We start from the raw sequence: 13588 nt of genomic DNA, 5'->3' as shown, positions 1-13588 counted from the left end.
CGCGCATCGCGCGTTGCGCCATGATCGACTGCCTGATCATCGGCGCAGGTCCTGCCGGGCTCACCGCGGCGATCTACCTTGCGCGCTTTCATCGCGACATCCGGCTGGTCGACGGCGGCGCCAGCCGCGCCGAGCTGATCCCGCTGTCGCACAACTATCCGGGTTTTCCCCCCGGCATTTCCGGCATCGACCTGCTGGCCCTTCTCCGCCAGCAGGTCGATGGCTATGGCGCCATCACCCTGCACACCCAGGTACGCAGCCTGCAGCGCCGGGACGACCTGCACTTCGAGGCCGAACTGGACGACGGCAGCCGGTTGCAGGCGCGCAGCGTGCTGCTCGCCACCGGCATCGAGGATGAGCTGCCGCCCGAGCTGGAAGAACCCTACGACGCCATCCGCGCGGCGCGCGTGCGCCTCTGCGCGATCTGCGACGGCTATGAGGTCGATGGCGACGACGTGGCGGTCTATGGCGAGGCGGAATGCGCCATCCGCCACGCGGTGTTCCTGCGCACCTTCACCGACCGGGTGACGGTGATCGCCCACGGCGAAAACGACGCCTGCGCGCAGGCGCTGGAGCTCGCCGGGCACTACGGCATTCGCATGATCGGCGACCGTGTCGATCGCATGCGGATCGAGGACGACAAGGTCATCCTGCTCACCTGCAAGGGCGAGGAGCTGTGCTTCGACATGGTCTATCCCACGCTGGGATCACGGGTGCGCTCGGAGTTGGCGATCAGGCTGGGAGCCGTCTGCGACGAGAGCGGAGCGCTGCGGGTGGACCGCCAGCAATGCACCAGCGTGCCCGGGCTCTATGCCGCCGGCGACGTGGTTTCGGCACTGCACCAGGTGAGCACGGCGACCGGCCAGGCGGCGCAGGCGGCGACGGCGATCCACAACAGCCTCGAGGCCAACCCCTGGAGCCGGCCGGCCTGCGGGCGCGAAGCTACTGGGGATCGACGGGCGTGAGGCTTTCGGGCGGCGGGGTGACCAGCGCGTTGACCAGCGCCAGCGCGCGCTCGAAGGACGGATAGCCGCTTTTCGCCACGTCCAGGTTGGCGTAGTCGGCGCGGTATTCCTCGGCTCGTTCGGGGTCGGCCTCGCTGATCAGGTAGGGCTCGGAGTAGATCTTGTACATCAGCGCGGTGGCGTGCGGATGGCCCTTGGCGACGGCCTTCTCCAGCAGCTTGAGGACTTCGTCCGTCTGCGGGCCGAGACGGATCAGCAGCACGGCCTTGTAGAACGCGGTTTCGCCGGTCTGGTCGTCGCGCGCGGCGCGATCGAGCAGCGCCTCGGCCAGTTCCAGGCTCTCCAGATCGCCGGAGCCGACCAGGATCTTCGCCTGCAGCAGGTCGTTCTGGTAAAGCAGGCGCTCGGTCTGGCAGTCGGAGCGGCTCCACGGGCTGTCGCACATCGACGAGCTGCATCCGGCGAGGCCGAGCGAGGCGGTCAGAACAATCCATTTATTCATTCTTCTTGTGTCCCCATGTGCTGCGTTGACCGCAGGTTCGACTGCGCGAAGGTCATGCGGTTCGCTGTTTCGCCACGCTGGCGCTCTGCGCCGAGGGTTCCAGGACGGGCCTCAGAAACGCTCGTCGGGCTTGAGATAGCGCCATTCCCCCGGCTGCAGTTTAGCCATCGCCACGCGACCGATGCGGATCCGTTTCATCGCCACCACCTGCAGGCCCACCGCCTCGCACAAGTGTCGAATCTGCCCCGGTTGCGGCGCCTTGAGGGCGAAGCGCAGGCGCGTTTCGTTCTGCCAGCTGACCTTCAGCGGCGTTTCCGGCTGGCCCTTGTAGCTTTGCGGGCGGTTCAGGCGCTTCAGGCCGTTCTCGATGATCGTGCCGCTCACCTCGACGATGAATTCCTGCTCAAGCTTGGCGGCGTCTTCCTTCAGCGCCCGCGCAACGCCGTGATTCTGGCTGAAGATCACCAGCCCGCTGGCATCGGTTTCCAGTGGTGTGAGCAGTTCCTGGCGGAGGAAATGCTTCTTCACCGGGCGTTGCCCGGAAGTGTCGTCGGCGGCGTGGTGTTCGGCGCCAAGCAGTTGCTGCACGGAGTTGGCGCCCGAGCCGATGCCGTAACCCGCCGGCTTGTGCAGCAGCAGGGTGGCGAAGCCGATCGGTGCGGCCACGGCGCCGGGCAGCAGTTCGATGCGCTGGGCATCGACCTTGAACTGCGGTTCCTCGACCACGGTGCCGTCCACGCTGACCCAGCCGCCCTCGATATAGAGTTCGGCCTCGCGGCGCGAGCAGGGCAGCAGTTCGGCGAGGCGTTTGGAGAGGCGCACGGGTTCGGTCATGGTCTGGGCTCTGGAGGCGGTGGGGGATTGTAACCGGCTATGTGATTCGTCGCGGAATGCCTGTCGCAGCGGTCAGACTGTTCGCGGGATTTTCATCCAGAGGACCGATCGCATGATGCCAAGAACTCTCCTGCCGTTGTTGTGCGGCGCCGTGCTGTGGGCCACCGAGGCGGCCGCGCAGGCGTCCGAAGGCGGCGAGCTGAGCGTGGTGGAAGTGGTCGGCGGGCTGGAAAACCCCTGGGCGCTGGCCTTCCTTCCCGGCGGCAAGGACATGCTCATCACCGAGCGCAGCGGCAACCTGCGGCTGTTCGGCGAGGCCGGCCTGTCCGCGCCGCTGGGCGGCGTGCCCGAGGTCTTCGCGCGCGGGCAGGGCGGTTTGCTCGACGTGGCGCTGTCGCCGGATTTCGCCCGGGACCGCCTGGTCTACCTGTCCTACGCCGAGGCGGGCGAGGACAAGGCCGGGACGACGGTGGGGCGCGGTCGCCTGGCGAGCGACGGTTCGCGCCTGGAGGACTTCCAGGTGATCTTCCGCCAGCAGCCCAAGCTCTCCACCGGGGAGCACTTCGGATCGCGCCTGGCGTTCGATCGCGACGGCTACCTGTTCATCGCCCTGGGCGAGAACAACCAGCGGTCCACCGCCCAGGACCTCGACAAGCTGCAGGGCAAACTGGTGCGCCTGCACGCGGACGGCAGCGTGCCCCACGACAACCCCTTCGTCGGCCAGGCCGGCGTGCGCGGGGAAATCTGGTCCTACGGGCATCGCAACCAGCAGGGTGCGGCGATCAACCCCTGGAGCGGCGCCCTCTGGACCCACGAGCACGGTCCGCGCGGGGGCGATGAGGTGAACGTCCCGGCCGCCGGCAGGAACTACGGCTGGCCGCTGGCGACGCACGGCATCAACTACAGCCTGCTGCCGATTCCCGAGGCCCGCGGCGAGTTCGTCGAAGGCACCGAGCCGCCGCTGCACGTGTGGGAGAAGTCGCCGGCGATCAGCGGAATGGCCTTCTACGACCACCCGCGCTTCCCCGAATGGCGGCAAAGTCTGTTCATCGGCGCGCTGCGCGGCTATCTGATCCGCCTGCAGCTGGAGGGTGACAAGGTGGTTGGCGAGGAGCGCCTGCTGGAAAACTTCGGCAGCCGCATCCGCGACGTCCGCCAGGGGCCGGATGGCTACCTCTACCTGCTGACCGATGCGTCCGACGGGCAACTGCTGAAGGTCGGCCTGGAATAACGCTACAGCGGGCGCGAAGCCTGGAAGCGCATGGCGCCGTCGCAGCGGGTGTTGAAGCCGGAATAGGCCGAGCACTCGCCGTCGCTCAGGCTGGAGGCGCTGTAGGACAGGTTGAGGTCGAAGCCCAGCCAGGGGCGGCTCAGGTTCACCGACCAGTCGTTGAACACGCGCACGTTGGCGCCGTCGGCCAGTGCCACGGGCGATTGCAGCACATGGTTGCCGTACTTCACGATCACCTGGAAGCCCAGCGATTCCTGCAGGTCGAAGTTGGCCAGCAGGGTGCGGTCCTGACGGCCGGGGTCGAGGCTGAAGGACGCGCCCAGGCGATGGCCGAACACCGTCAGCCCGCCGTAGTACTCCTCGACGTCCATCTGGCCGACGCTCGGGTAGCTGTTGAGCAGGGTGCCCAGTTCGTAGCCGAAGTGATCGTCCACCGGGTGCTTGAAGCCGGCGTAGGTTTCCATTGTCAGCTGCTCGGCTTGCTCCGGGGCGAGGTCCGGCGCCCATTGGCCGAGGTACCAGCCGCTGCTGTGGGTCAGGTCGAAGCCGCCGTGCACCTGGCCGCTGGTCTGCGGCTTGACCAGGCCCTGGGCCATGCTGCGGGTCGGGGCCGAGCCGAGCTTGAGGTCGAAATCGCCGACCTCGCGCTGGATGTTGGTGGTCTGCAACTGCGAGGCACACCCACCCAGACACAGCGCCAGAAAAAGCAAAGATTCACGCATGTCGCGCACTCCTCTTGAATCAAAGGAGTGACTCGTCACGCTGCTCGTGTCAGCGCCCAGCCACCGCAGGAAGAGCCCAGGCTCCGTGTCCACTGATCGGCTGGTGCGGCGCAAAGCCGCATTCCAGACCTCCCCGCGCAACCTTTTAACAGCTATGGGGTCGTCGGCGAACCGCCGTTCGTCAATCCCCCGCTCAAGGGGGAAATTCCAGCCCGCCGGCGGGCGCTGCAGGTAGAATGCGCGGCCTGGCGAATCAAGGCACACGACATGGCACTCATCGGGCGTTTCAATTCTCTTCAGGTGGTCAAGCACACCGACTTCGGGCTCTACCTGGATGGCGGGCCGGACGGCGAGATCCTCCTGCCCAACCGCTACGTTCCCAAGGGCGAGCCGACCGAGATCGGCGACTGGCTGAACGTCTTCGTCTATCTGGACAGCGACGACCGGGTGATCGCCACCACCTTGAAACCCAAGGTGCAGGTGGGTGGTTTCGCCAGCCTCAAGGTGGCGGAAATCAACCGTGTCGGCCTGTTCCTCGACTGGGGCCTGCCCAAGGACCTGCTTCTGCCACACTCGGAAGAAAAGCGGCCGCTGCAGGTCGGCGACTATTGCGTGGTGCACGTTTACCTCGACAAGCGGACCCGGCGCATCACCGCCACCGCGCGCCTGGACCGCTACCTGGACAAGACGCCGCCGCGCTACGCCGTCGGTCAGGCGGTCGACCTGCTGGTCGTCGAAGCCACCGACATGGGCTTCAAGGCGATCATCAACGGCCAGCACTGGGGGCTGATCCACAAGAACGAGGCGTTCAAGTTCCTGCGCAGCGGCATGCAGGAGAAGGGCTTCATCCGCGAGCTGCGCGACGACGGCAAGATCAGCCTGAGCCTCCAGCCGGTGGGCGAGAAGGCCGCCGAAAGCCTTGCCGAGCAGATCCTGCGCCAGTTGCGCGACAACCACGGCGTGCTGCCGCTGAGCGACAAGAGTTCGCCGGAAGAGATCACCCGGCGCTTCAACGTGAGCAAGGGCAACTTCAAGAAGGCCATCGGCGGCCTCTACAAGCAGGGGCTGATCCGCATCCTGGAAGATCGCATCGAACTGCCGTGACGGCGGTTCGATCCCCAGTGTTGCCCGCCCGGGCAGCAACCTTGTTGCCCCCGTCGCGGCCCGCCACTCCGGCCATTCGCCGCCTGCTGGTCCGCGCTCGCCGCTGAGCGCTGCGTCGAACGTCTTCATTTTGTAACGGTCCATTTTTGGCGACCGCGGCTCAGGCACTGGCTTGCGCGGCACGCCCCTGATTGTGGAGCGAAATCGAATGGAGCTAGCCGACCCTTGCATATCGCCGATATGACCATGTTCTACGCGCCCGCCAGCGGTGGCGTGCGCACCTACCTGGAAGCGAAGCACCGCCGCTTGCGCCTTCATCCCGATGTGCAGCACAGCGTGCTGATTCCGGGCCCCGCGTACCAGCAGGCCGATGGCATCTACCAGGTGCCTGCGCCTGCCTTGCCGTTTGGCAAGGGCTACCGTTTCCCGGTGCGCCGCGCGCCCTGGCGCAACCTGCTGCGCACGCTGGGACCGGACCTGATCGAAGTGGGCGATCCGTACATGACCGCCTGGGCGGCGCTGGACGCCGGCCGCCAGCTCGACGTGCCGGTGATCGGCTTCTATCACTCGGACCTGCCGCTGCTGGCCTGCAACCGTCTGGGCCCGTGGATCGGCACCAACATGGAGGCCTACGTCGCGCGTCTCTATCGCAGCTTCGACCGGGTTCTCGCGCCTAGCCAGGTGATGGCCGACAAGCTCAGCCGCCTCGGCGTGCGAGACGTGCACGTGCGCCCGTTGGGGGTCGACCTGCAGACCTTCCGGCCGCAACGCCGTGACGCCAACCTGCGGCGCGAACTGGGCCTGGCCGAGGACACCCGGCTGATGATCTTCGCCGGCCGTGGCTCGCGCGAGAAGAACCTGCCGGTGCTGCTGGAAACCGCGCGCCGCCTGGGCTCGCCTTATCACCTGCTGCTGGTCGGCTCGAACATGCCGCGCCATGTACCGGACAACGTCACGGTGCTGGAAGGCTTCCGTCCGGCCGACGAGGTGGCCCGGCTGATGGCCAGCAGCGACGTGCTGCTGCATGCCGGCGACCAGGAAACCTTCGGCCTGGTGGCGCTCGAGGCGATGGCCAGCGGTATCCCCGTGGTGGCCGTGCGCGCCGGCGCGCTGGCGGAGATCGTCACCTCGCAGGGCGGCCGGCTGTGTGCGCCGAACGACGCCGTCGCGATGGCCAGCAGCGTGCGCGAACTGTTCGAGGACGACGTGCGGCTGCTCGGCGCCCGGGCGCGCCAGCTGGTCGAAACGCAGTATTCCTGGGACACCGTGGTCGCCGGGTTGCTCGCCCATTACCGCGCAGTACTCGGCACCTTTGAATTGCCGATGGCCGCCAATGGCTGAGCGCAGCCTGATGCTGGTGCTGCACGACGTGGCACCGGAAACCTGGCCCGACTACCGGCCCTTCGTCGAGGCGGTGGACGCGCTCGGCCGAACAGCGCTGGGGCCGATTCCGATTACGTGGCTGGTGGTGCCGGACTTCCACCACCGCAATGCCCTCGATGCGCATCCGGAGTTCTGCCGCCTGCTCGACACGCGGCTGGCGCGCGGCGACGAGCTGGCGCTGCACGGTTTCTACCATTGCGACGACGCGCCGAAGCCGCGTACCCCGAAGGACTGGTTCATGCGCCGGGTCTACACCTGGGAAGGCGAATTCTATGCGCTGGATCGGGCCGAGGCGCAGCGGCGCCTGGAGCAGGGCATGGCGCTGTTCCAGCGGAATGCCTGGCCGCTGCACGGTTTCGTCGCGCCGGCCTGGCTGATGAGCCCTGGCACCCGCGAGGCGCTGAGCGCCAGCGGGCTGAGCTATACCAGCGACCCGCAGCACTTCTATCTGCTCCCCGAGCACACCCCAATCGACGCGCCCGGCCTGGTCTGGAGCGCGCGCAGCGCCTGGCGGCGTGGCATGTCGCGGCTGATCAGCGAGCGGGCGCTGCGTGAGCATCGCGAGGCGCCGCTGCTGCGTCTCGGCCTGCATCCGGTGGACATGCGCCACGGCTTTTCCCGCGACTACTGGCTCGACCTGCTGCGCCGGCTGATGGACGAAGGCCGCGTGCCGACCACCAAGATCGATTGGCTGCGAAGCCGGCTTCGAGCGACGAGCGCGGCGGCATGAGTCGCAGCCTTTGGCTGCTGCTCGGCGCGCTGCTGGGCGCGGCGCTGGTGCCGTTGCTGCTCGGCGGCAGCGGCCTGTTCGAGCGCCTGCGGACGTTTCCGGGCGGCACGCTGGCGCTGATGTTCGGCATGATCCTGCTGTGCTGGAACCTCAATGCACTGCGCCTGCGGCTGCTTCTTGGCGATCACCCGATCGGTCATAGCCAGGCGCTGGGCGTGGTGGTCGCCACCGAGTTCGCCATCTGCGCCACCCCCGGCGGTGCCGGCGGCCCGTTGACCATGATGGCGCTGCTGATGCGCCGCGGCGTACGCCCGGCCCAGGGCACGGCGATCTATACCGTGGACCAGTTGAGCGACCTGCTGGTGTTCGTCTGCGCGCTGCTCGGCATCCTGGCCTATGCGCTGTCGCACGCCTTCAACGCTCATGTCGGCTGGCTGCTGGGCAGCAGCGCGGCGCTGCTCGGTGGCGCGCTGCTGGCGCTGGCGTTGCTCGGGCGCTATCACCACGGCGCACTGCGGGGCCTCGGCCGGCTCGCCGGGCGCGTCGGTATCGATGCGCGTCGACGGCTGCACCTGGCGCGCAAGCTGCTGGCGTTTCGCAACGCGCTGCGCGCCAGCCTGCGACGCCCGCCGCGGGTGCTGCTAGGCGTCTTCGCGCTGACCGCCGCGCACTGGCTGCTGCGCTACAGCGTGCTGTACCTGACCCTCGCCGGGCTGGGCCATGCGATTCCCTGGGCCTGGACCTTCCTGGTGCAGATGCTGGCGCTCACCGCCGGTCAGCTGAGCCTGCTGCCCGGCGGAGCAGGGGGCGCCGAACTGGCGTCCGCCGCGTTGCTCGCGCCGATGGTGGGCAAGTCGACCGCGGGCGCCGCGATCCTGATCTGGCGCGCGGTAACCTACTACTTCTATCTGATCGCCGGCGCGCCGGTGTTCCTTCACCTGGCCGGCAGGCCGCTGCTGGAACGCCTGATGCGTTCGCGTTCCTCTTAGAGGAGGCGGTGCCGGTCGTCAGGTTCTTCGAACTCCACGACTGACGCAGCAGTCAGTTTTTATGTACCTACCAACCTGTGGAGTGATGATATGAGCAGCACTACCGACAAGATCAAAGGCAAGACCAACGAAGCCGTGGGCAAGGTCAAGCAAGGTGTAGGCGAGGCGACCGACAACAGCCGGCTGAAAGGCGAAGGCAAGCTGCAGGAAGCCAAAGGCGAAACCCAGACTGCCGTCGGCAAGACCAAAGATGCCGTGAAAAAGGCCGGCAATCTCTGATCGGGCATGCCGAGCACAACGAAGGGCCATCGCAGATGGCCCTTCGCGTTTCTGGCGTTCACAACGGGCGCGTCATCCGAAGACAAGAGGTACGCACGATGAACAACTCTACGCCGCAGCCGATCAACGACAGCGATCCGAAAAAACCATCCACCCACGAGCCGGCCGAAGCGCCAAAGCACGAGAAGGACGAGAAACTCGATAAGGCGCTGGAAGACTCCTTTCCGGCCAGCGACCCGGTTTCACCCTGACCTATGGGCGTATCGATGAAGCTTCCCCGCGCCGAAACGCTGTACTTCGAGGCACCGGAGCTGCGCCCTTCGCCGAAAGCGAGGCCGGTCGCCCATAGCCATGCGTTCCGCTACCGCGGCCATACGGTCATCGTCCATCTCACCGGATACGTCGAGTCGACGCTTCCGCCGCTCTGGGCGATGGGCGTGGAAGTGGTCAAGGGGGCGGACGTCGTCGTCGACCTTCAGCGCGATCCCGAGCAGAGCTTCGTGGATATCGAACAGGCGGGTGTCGCCGGCGTGAAGTGGGGCAAGGCGTTGGTGGACGATCTGTAGCGGAGGGTGGAGCGAGGAGGGTAACGCGGGGGTGACGGCGGGGCCTCGAACGAGGCCCCAGCGAGCAATCCTACTTCTTGCCCAGGCTGATCTGGCGCGAGGAGCCCCATACCTGACCGCTGACGCCTTTGGCCACTTGCTGGATCTCGCCACCGGCTTTGAGGAACGCTTTGACTTGAGCGTCGATGGATTCACGAGTTTCAACAGCGGCTGCATTCTTGGCCTTGCTGGCGGTTACCTTGCTCATGCTGTTCTAAACCTCTTCGATGCGTAGTCGGCCGACCATTGTACACAAAATGAGCAAACTAGGGGCGACTAAATAGCGATTGTTCGATAAGAGGGCTGAAGCACGCTGCGGTTGAATCTCTCCCGGCCGCGAAGGGTCTCATCTTCATCAGCCACCCACATTGGAGACTCACCATGGAACTGCCAGGATTTCACGACCTCGGTACGCTGTTCGAACAACTGGGCCTGGAATCGGATCCGGCCGCCATCGACGCCTTCATCGGCCAGCACGCGCCCCTGCCGGACGACGTGAAGGTCTCGGAGGCGCCGTTCTGGACGGAGAACCAGGGACGCTTGCTGAAGGAACTGCTGTTGGAGGATGCGGAGTGGGCGCCGGTGGTCGACGAGCTCAACGCGCGTCTTCACGAAACCAAGAGCTGATCAGCGCTTGCCCATCGCCCGGCGGGTTCCCCGCGGAGCCGGACCGGGCGTCTTGTCATGGTTGCTGCTGTTGGACTTCTGATACCACGGCTTGTCGTTCCTCGACTTCGCCAGCTCAGCCATCGCGAACGGAAAACCGAAAGCCGGGATCGAACCCGGCTTTCGGCTTTCTGCTGCGGTGATTTCCTCACCTTGCGCCTGCACGCTGTCCTTGGCTTCTTGGGTGGACGTGTCGTCCTGGGGGAGATTGGGCTTGGAAGTCATGGCAGGTCCGCGGGGCGCTGGTAAGGGAAGGACGGGAATCGGCGGCGATTATACCTGAGCCCGGCGCGCTCCTGTGCGCAGGACATCGGTTGCTCAGCGCGGCTGGCGCAGCGGGGTGAGCAGTCCGGAGAGGCCGTTGTGGTCGATCTCCTGCATCAGTTGCAGCAGTCGGCCGATCTCGCCGGGCGGAAAGCCTTCGCGGGCGAACCAGTTCAGGTAGTTACCCGGTAGATCGGCGATCAGCCGGCCCTTGTACTTGCCGTAGGGCATGCTGCGGGTGACCAGCAGCAGGAGGTCTTCGGGTTTCATCGCGGGGCTCGCAGGAAGGAACCGCCGGTTTGCGCCGGCGGTGCGCCGTTCGATCAGTCCTGCTTCTTCAGCAGGTCGGCCAGGCCGGCGAGACCCTTGAAGGTCTGCTTGGGCCCGTTGTCACCGGGCTTGGCTTCGGCGAAGTACTGGTTGTCGGTGTAGCGCGAGTGCTCGTTGTCGTGGCAGTACAGGCACAGCAACTCCCAGTTAGAGCCGTCTTCCGGGTTGTTGTCGTGGTTGTGGTCCTTGTGATGGACCGTCAGTTCGCTCAGCCGCTTGCCGGAGAACTCGCGCGCGCAGCGGCCGCAGACCCACGGATACATCTTCAGCGCTTTCTCGCGGTAGCCCTGCTCGCGCTGGACGTAGGGGACGTGCGGCTTGTTCATCGCGTGCTCCGGCTCACTCGGCCAGGCCGACGTAGACGTTCTGCACGTCATCGTGGCCGTCCAGCGCGTCGAGGAAGGCCTCGACTTCTTCCAGCTCGGCGCCGGACAGGCTCACCGGGTTCTTCGGCCGGTAGCCGAGCTGCGCCGACTGCACCTGGAAGCCGAACTCCGGCAGCGCCTTGCACACGGCGTCCATGTCGGTCGGTTCGCTGAGGAACAGCGTGGCGCCGTCTTCGGCGGGCTCGAAGTCCTGCGCGCCGGCTTCGATGGCGGCCAGCTCAGGGTCGGCATCGGCGGCGCTCGGCGCGGCTTCGATCATGCCCAGATAGTCGAAGTCCCAGGACACCGAGCCGCTGGCGCCGAGTTGGCCCTTGCGGAACAGCACGCGGATTTCCGCCACGGTGCGGTTCACGTTGTCGGTCAGGCACTCGACGATCACCGGTACGCGGTGGGGGGCGAAGCCTTCGTAGGTGGTGCGCTCGAAATGCACGCTTTCGCCGAGCAGCCCGGCGCCTTTCTTGATTGCGCGCTCCAGGGTCTCGCGCGTCATGGAGGCTTTCTTGGCCTGCTCGACGACCATCCGCAGGCGCGGGTTCATGTCCGGATCGGCGCCGTTACGCGCGGCGATCATGATTTCCTTTGCCAGTTTGCCGAAGATACGGCCCTTGGCGTTGGCTGCCGCTTCCTTATGTTTCGCTTTCCACTGTGCGCCCATGACTGGTCTCGTAACTCTGTAAAAAGGAGGTTCACCGCTATCAGGCGCGGATTCTAGCTCGCCCCGGTGCGCGTCGGCACCTGTCGCGGCGGCGGAGGGACAATCGGCGCTGTATGGATGTTTTGCCCGGCGACTGTATCGCGTCGGCCGGGTGGCGGATGGTTTCTAATGGCCGGCCTTGCCCGTGCTGCCTGAGAAGAGTTCTAAATGTCACCGAAAGATCTGCTGCTGGCGCTCGTCGTCATCATCGTCTGGGGCCTCAACTTCGTGGTCATCAAGGTCGGCCTGCACGGCCTGCCGCCCATGCTGCTGGGCGCCTTGCGCTTCATGCTGGCGGCCTTTCCCGCGGTGTTCTTCATCAAGCGGCCGCAGATTCCGTTGCGCTGGCTGCTGGCCTACGGGCTGACGATCTCCCTCGGCCAGTTCGCCTTCCTGTTCTCGGCGATGTACGTCGGCATGCCGGCCGGGCTGGCTTCGCTGGTACTGCAATCGCAGGCGTTCTTCACGCTGTTCTTCGCCGCGCTGTTCCTCAGCGAGCGGATTCGGCCGGCGAACCTGGTCGGTCTGGTGGTGGCCGCCGGCGGGCTGATCCTGATCGGCGCCGAGGGCGATCGCAGCATGACCCTCGCCGGGTTCGTGCTGACCATCGCCGCGGCGTCGATGTGGGCGCTGGGCAATATCGTCACGCGCAAGGTCGGCAAGGTGAACCTGGTCGGCCTGGTGGTCTGGGGCAGCCTGATCCCGCCGCTGCCGTTCTTCGCGCTGTCCTGGATGCTGGAAGGTCCGCAGACCATCGAGACCGCGCTGCGCGGCATCAGCCTGGATTCGATCCTGGCGCTGGTCTACCTGGCGTTCGGCGCCACCATCCTCGGCTACGGCCTGTGGAGCCGGCTGCTGTCGCGCTATCCGACCGGGCAGGTGGCGCCGTTCTCGCTGCTAGTGCCGGTGATCGGCCTGAGTTCCTCGGCTTGGCTGCTCGGCGAGCACCTCAGCGCGGTGCAGGTCGTCGGTGCGGCGGTGGTGATGCTCGGCCTGCTGATCAACGTGTTTGGTGCGCGCCTGATGGGGCTGCTGCGCCCGGCGTCCCGCTAGGCGTTGCCGGCCGATGACCGGGGCGAACGCTGGCGCTCCTCCGGCCTCGAATAAGCGTAGAGGCCACGCCGAACGAGGAGAGCAACATGGACATTGACGACGCACCCGAGCCGGACCCGGACGTTCAGGACCCGAGCATTCCCAAGGCGCCGCCGCGCAAGGAACCGGAAAAGCCGGAGCCCATGGAAGTGGACGAACCCGGCGAATGAACAGCGAACCCGCCCGTTTCCCGGCGGGTTCGTCGTTTCTGCGGGGCGAGTTTCGCGCGCGGCCGGGTATCGAGCGGTTCAGCGGAAGTCGCGGCTGCGCACGTCGAGCCCGGTGAGCAGCGGCGTCAGGTCGATCAGCCGTCGGGCGATCAGGTGGCGCACGCCATTCTGCGACTCCAGCCGGCCGTCCACCTGCATCAACTGCGACCCCACCAGCACCTTGCGCTGGCGTTCCGCGAGGTCGTGCCAGACCACCACGTTGACCATCCCGAACTCGTCCTCGAGGGTGACGAAGACCACGCCGCTGGCGGTCTGCGGGCGCTGGCGACCGATCACCAGGCCGGCGACGCCGATGTGCTTGCCGTGCTCGATGCCCGGCAGTTCGCGCGAGCTGCGGCAGCGCCGGTTGCGCAGCACGCCGCGCAACAGTGACAGCGGGTGCGGGCCAAGGGTGGTGCCGAGGGTGGCGTAATCGGCATGCAGGTCCTCGCCGACGCTGGGCAGCGGCAGGGCCACCTGGATTTCCTCCTGGCTCGGCAGACCGGCGAACAGCGGCGCCTGGTTTTCCACCCCGGCCACCGCCCAGCGCGCGCGGTGACGATGGCCGGCCAGGCCGCGCAGGGCGCCGGCATCGGCCAGGCG

General features: G+C 66.7%; 21 protein-coding genes. 12 read left to right on the top strand and 9 right to left on the bottom strand.

All coding sequences use genetic code 11. The features are described from left to right. Positions 1–20: 20 nt before the first annotated feature. On the top strand, positions 21–965 hold the full coding sequence (locus tag B2X67_RS10980) for an NAD(P)/FAD-dependent oxidoreductase (protein ID WP_286785512.1): 945 nt from the start codon (positions 21–23) through the stop codon (positions 963–965). Here B2X67_RS10980 and B2X67_RS10975 read toward each other — a convergent pair. Next, entirely contained in the window at positions 943–1467 is a 525-nt protein-coding gene (locus tag B2X67_RS10975) for a hypothetical protein (RefSeq protein WP_286785511.1), read from the bottom strand. The genes B2X67_RS10980 and B2X67_RS10975 overlap by 23 nt on opposite strands. A gap of 111 nt (positions 1468–1578) precedes the next feature. After that, positions 1579–2301 carry an rRNA pseudouridine synthase gene (locus B2X67_RS10970; protein ID WP_286785510.1) on the bottom strand — a complete coding sequence of 241 codons (723 nt, stop codon included), beginning with the start codon at positions 2299–2301 and terminating at the stop codon, positions 1579–1581. A gap of 112 nt (positions 2302–2413) precedes the next feature. On the opposite strand from B2X67_RS10970, the gene B2X67_RS10965 reads away from it, so the two are divergent. Beyond that, complete coding sequence (locus B2X67_RS10965) at positions 2414–3532, top strand: PQQ-dependent sugar dehydrogenase (RefSeq protein WP_286785509.1); 1119 nt, start codon at positions 2414–2416, stop codon at positions 3530–3532. Between the two features lie 2 nt (positions 3533–3534). Here B2X67_RS10965 and B2X67_RS10960 read toward each other — a convergent pair whose 3' ends face one another. Continuing rightward, positions 3535–4254: a TorF family putative porin gene (locus tag B2X67_RS10960; RefSeq protein WP_286785508.1), complete on the bottom strand. Its 720-nt coding sequence runs from the start codon at positions 4252–4254 to the stop codon at positions 3535–3537. Between the two features lie 267 nt (positions 4255–4521). Between B2X67_RS10960 and B2X67_RS10955 the strand changes: the two genes are divergently transcribed. From B2X67_RS10955 to B2X67_RS10925, 7 genes are all read left to right on the top strand, one after another. Continuing rightward, entirely contained in the window at positions 4522–5358 is an 837-nt protein-coding gene (locus tag B2X67_RS10955; protein ID WP_286785507.1) for a CvfB family protein, read from the top strand. 225 nt (positions 5359–5583) lie between these two features. Beyond that, positions 5584–6699 (top strand): glycosyltransferase family 4 protein, encoded by a 1116-nt coding sequence (locus tag B2X67_RS10950; protein ID WP_286785506.1) that lies wholly within the window; start codon positions 5584–5586, stop codon positions 6697–6699. Further along, the gene (locus tag B2X67_RS10945; protein WP_286785505.1) at positions 6692–7471 is read left to right on the top strand and encodes a polysaccharide deacetylase family protein; all 780 of its coding nucleotides are present in this window, start codon (positions 6692–6694) and stop codon (positions 7469–7471) included. Before B2X67_RS10950 ends, B2X67_RS10945 begins: the two co-directional genes overlap by 8 nt. After that, positions 7468–8460, top strand: a complete 993-nt coding sequence (locus tag B2X67_RS10940; protein WP_286785504.1) for a lysylphosphatidylglycerol synthase transmembrane domain-containing protein — start codon at positions 7468–7470, stop codon at positions 8458–8460. Before B2X67_RS10945 ends, B2X67_RS10940 begins: the two co-directional genes overlap by 4 nt. Positions 8461–8550: 90 nt before the next feature. Next, positions 8551–8739 carry a CsbD family protein gene (locus tag B2X67_RS10935; protein ID WP_273228779.1) on the top strand — a complete coding sequence of 63 codons (189 nt, stop codon included), beginning with the start codon at positions 8551–8553 and terminating at the stop codon, positions 8737–8739. Between the two features lie 98 nt (positions 8740–8837). Next, a complete protein-coding gene (locus B2X67_RS10930) occupies positions 8838–8990 on the top strand; it encodes a hypothetical protein (RefSeq protein ID WP_273228778.1) in 153 nt (50 codons plus the stop codon). Between the two features lie 15 nt (positions 8991–9005). After that, on the top strand, positions 9006–9305 hold the full coding sequence (locus B2X67_RS10925; protein WP_273228777.1) for a hypothetical protein: 300 nt from the start codon (positions 9006–9008) through the stop codon (positions 9303–9305). 70 nt (positions 9306–9375) lie between these two features. Here B2X67_RS10925 and B2X67_RS10920 read toward each other — a convergent pair whose 3' ends face one another. Next, positions 9376–9552, bottom strand: a complete 177-nt coding sequence (locus B2X67_RS10920) for a hypothetical protein (RefSeq protein WP_090230081.1) — start codon at positions 9550–9552, stop codon at positions 9376–9378. A 173-nt stretch (positions 9553–9725) separates the two neighbouring features. Between B2X67_RS10920 and B2X67_RS10915 the strand changes: the two genes are divergently transcribed. Continuing rightward, positions 9726–9971 (top strand): DUF2789 domain-containing protein, encoded by a 246-nt coding sequence (locus B2X67_RS10915; RefSeq protein WP_273228776.1) that lies wholly within the window; start codon positions 9726–9728, stop codon positions 9969–9971. Here the strand turns inward: B2X67_RS10915 and B2X67_RS10910 are convergent, their stop codons facing one another. The 4 genes from B2X67_RS10910 to B2X67_RS10895 all read right to left on the bottom strand — a co-directional run bounded on the left by B2X67_RS10910 (position 9972) and on the right by B2X67_RS10895 (position 11645). Next, positions 9972–10235 (bottom strand): hypothetical protein, encoded by a 264-nt coding sequence (locus B2X67_RS10910; RefSeq protein ID WP_273228775.1) that lies wholly within the window; start codon positions 10233–10235, stop codon positions 9972–9974. Between the two features lie 93 nt (positions 10236–10328). Continuing rightward, complete coding sequence (locus B2X67_RS10905) at positions 10329–10544, bottom strand: DUF3820 family protein (RefSeq protein ID WP_090230076.1); 216 nt, start codon at positions 10542–10544, stop codon at positions 10329–10331. A gap of 53 nt (positions 10545–10597) precedes the next feature. Then, positions 10598–10930: a YajD family HNH nuclease gene (locus tag B2X67_RS10900; RefSeq protein WP_273228773.1), complete on the bottom strand. Its 333-nt coding sequence runs from the start codon at positions 10928–10930 to the stop codon at positions 10598–10600. 13 nt (positions 10931–10943) lie between these two features. Further along, the gene (locus B2X67_RS10895; RefSeq protein WP_090230071.1) at positions 10944–11645 is read right to left on the bottom strand and encodes a YebC/PmpR family DNA-binding transcriptional regulator; all 702 of its coding nucleotides are present in this window, start codon (positions 11643–11645) and stop codon (positions 10944–10946) included. A 207-nt stretch (positions 11646–11852) separates the two neighbouring features. Here B2X67_RS10895 and B2X67_RS10890 point away from each other — a divergent pair, with 207 nt between their 5' ends. Together B2X67_RS10890 and B2X67_RS10885 are read left to right on the top strand one after the other, a co-directional pair. Beyond that, positions 11853–12737 carry an EamA family transporter gene (locus tag B2X67_RS10890; RefSeq protein WP_286785503.1) on the top strand — a complete coding sequence of 295 codons (885 nt, stop codon included), beginning with the start codon at positions 11853–11855 and terminating at the stop codon, positions 12735–12737. A gap of 86 nt (positions 12738–12823) precedes the next feature. Beyond that, positions 12824–12946, top strand: a complete 123-nt coding sequence (locus B2X67_RS10885; RefSeq protein ID WP_255964468.1) for a hypothetical protein — start codon at positions 12824–12826, stop codon at positions 12944–12946. A gap of 78 nt (positions 12947–13024) precedes the next feature. On the opposite strand, the gene B2X67_RS10880 is transcribed toward B2X67_RS10885, so the two are convergent. Beyond that, positions 13025–13588, bottom strand: a 564-nt coding sequence (locus tag B2X67_RS10880; protein ID WP_286785502.1) for an OB-fold nucleic acid binding domain-containing protein, incomplete at its 5' end; no start/stop codon positions are given.

Source organism: Pseudomonas sp. UBA3153, assembly GCF_002364635.1.
GTDB classification, from domain to species: Bacteria; Pseudomonadota; Gammaproteobacteria; order Pseudomonadales; family Pseudomonadaceae; genus Pseudomonas_O; species Pseudomonas_O kuykendallii.
The sequence above is the reverse complement of the archived record's forward strand: the minus strand, read 5'-3'. Positions and strand labels throughout refer to the sequence as shown.

Bases quoted from the DNA above. Each gene is read 5' to 3' on its own strand.
- B2X67_RS10980 (WP_286785512.1), top strand. From the start codon at position 21: ATGATCGACTGCCTGATCATCGGCGCAGGTCCTGCCGGGCTCACCGCG.
- B2X67_RS10975 (WP_286785511.1), bottom strand. From the start codon at position 1,467: ATGAATAAATGGATTGTTCTGACCGCCTCGCTCGGCCTCGCCGGATGC.
- B2X67_RS10970 (WP_286785510.1), bottom strand. From the start codon at position 2,301: ATGACCGAACCCGTGCGCCTCTCCAAACGCCTCGCCGAACTGCTGCCC.
- B2X67_RS10965 (WP_286785509.1), top strand. From the start codon at position 2,414: ATGATGCCAAGAACTCTCCTGCCGTTGTTGTGCGGCGCCGTGCTGTGG.
- B2X67_RS10960 (WP_286785508.1), bottom strand. From the start codon at position 4,254: ATGCGTGAATCTTTGCTTTTTCTGGCGCTGTGTCTGGGTGGGTGTGCC.
- B2X67_RS10955 (WP_286785507.1), top strand. From the start codon at position 4,522: ATGGCACTCATCGGGCGTTTCAATTCTCTTCAGGTGGTCAAGCACACC.
- B2X67_RS10945 (WP_286785505.1), top strand. From the start codon at position 6,692: ATGGCTGAGCGCAGCCTGATGCTGGTGCTGCACGACGTGGCACCGGAA.
- B2X67_RS10940 (WP_286785504.1), top strand. From the start codon at position 7,468: ATGAGTCGCAGCCTTTGGCTGCTGCTCGGCGCGCTGCTGGGCGCGGCG.
- B2X67_RS10935 (WP_273228779.1), top strand. From the start codon at position 8,551: ATGAGCAGCACTACCGACAAGATCAAAGGCAAGACCAACGAAGCCGTG.
- B2X67_RS10930 (WP_273228778.1), top strand. From the start codon at position 8,838: ATGAACAACTCTACGCCGCAGCCGATCAACGACAGCGATCCGAAAAAA.
- B2X67_RS10925 (WP_273228777.1), top strand. From the start codon at position 9,006: ATGAAGCTTCCCCGCGCCGAAACGCTGTACTTCGAGGCACCGGAGCTG.
- B2X67_RS10920 (WP_090230081.1), bottom strand. From the start codon at position 9,552: ATGAGCAAGGTAACCGCCAGCAAGGCCAAGAATGCAGCCGCTGTTGAA.
- B2X67_RS10915 (WP_273228776.1), top strand. From the start codon at position 9,726: ATGGAACTGCCAGGATTTCACGACCTCGGTACGCTGTTCGAACAACTG.
- B2X67_RS10910 (WP_273228775.1), bottom strand. From the start codon at position 10,235: ATGACTTCCAAGCCCAATCTCCCCCAGGACGACACGTCCACCCAAGAA.
- B2X67_RS10905 (WP_090230076.1), bottom strand. From the start codon at position 10,544: ATGAAACCCGAAGACCTCCTGCTGCTGGTCACCCGCAGCATGCCCTAC.
- B2X67_RS10900 (WP_273228773.1), bottom strand. From the start codon at position 10,930: ATGAACAAGCCGCACGTCCCCTACGTCCAGCGCGAGCAGGGCTACCGC.
- B2X67_RS10895 (WP_090230071.1), bottom strand. From the start codon at position 11,645: ATGGGCGCACAGTGGAAAGCGAAACATAAGGAAGCGGCAGCCAACGCC.
- B2X67_RS10890 (WP_286785503.1), top strand. From the start codon at position 11,853: ATGTCACCGAAAGATCTGCTGCTGGCGCTCGTCGTCATCATCGTCTGG.
- B2X67_RS10885 (WP_255964468.1), top strand. From the start codon at position 12,824: ATGGACATTGACGACGCACCCGAGCCGGACCCGGACGTTCAGGACCCG.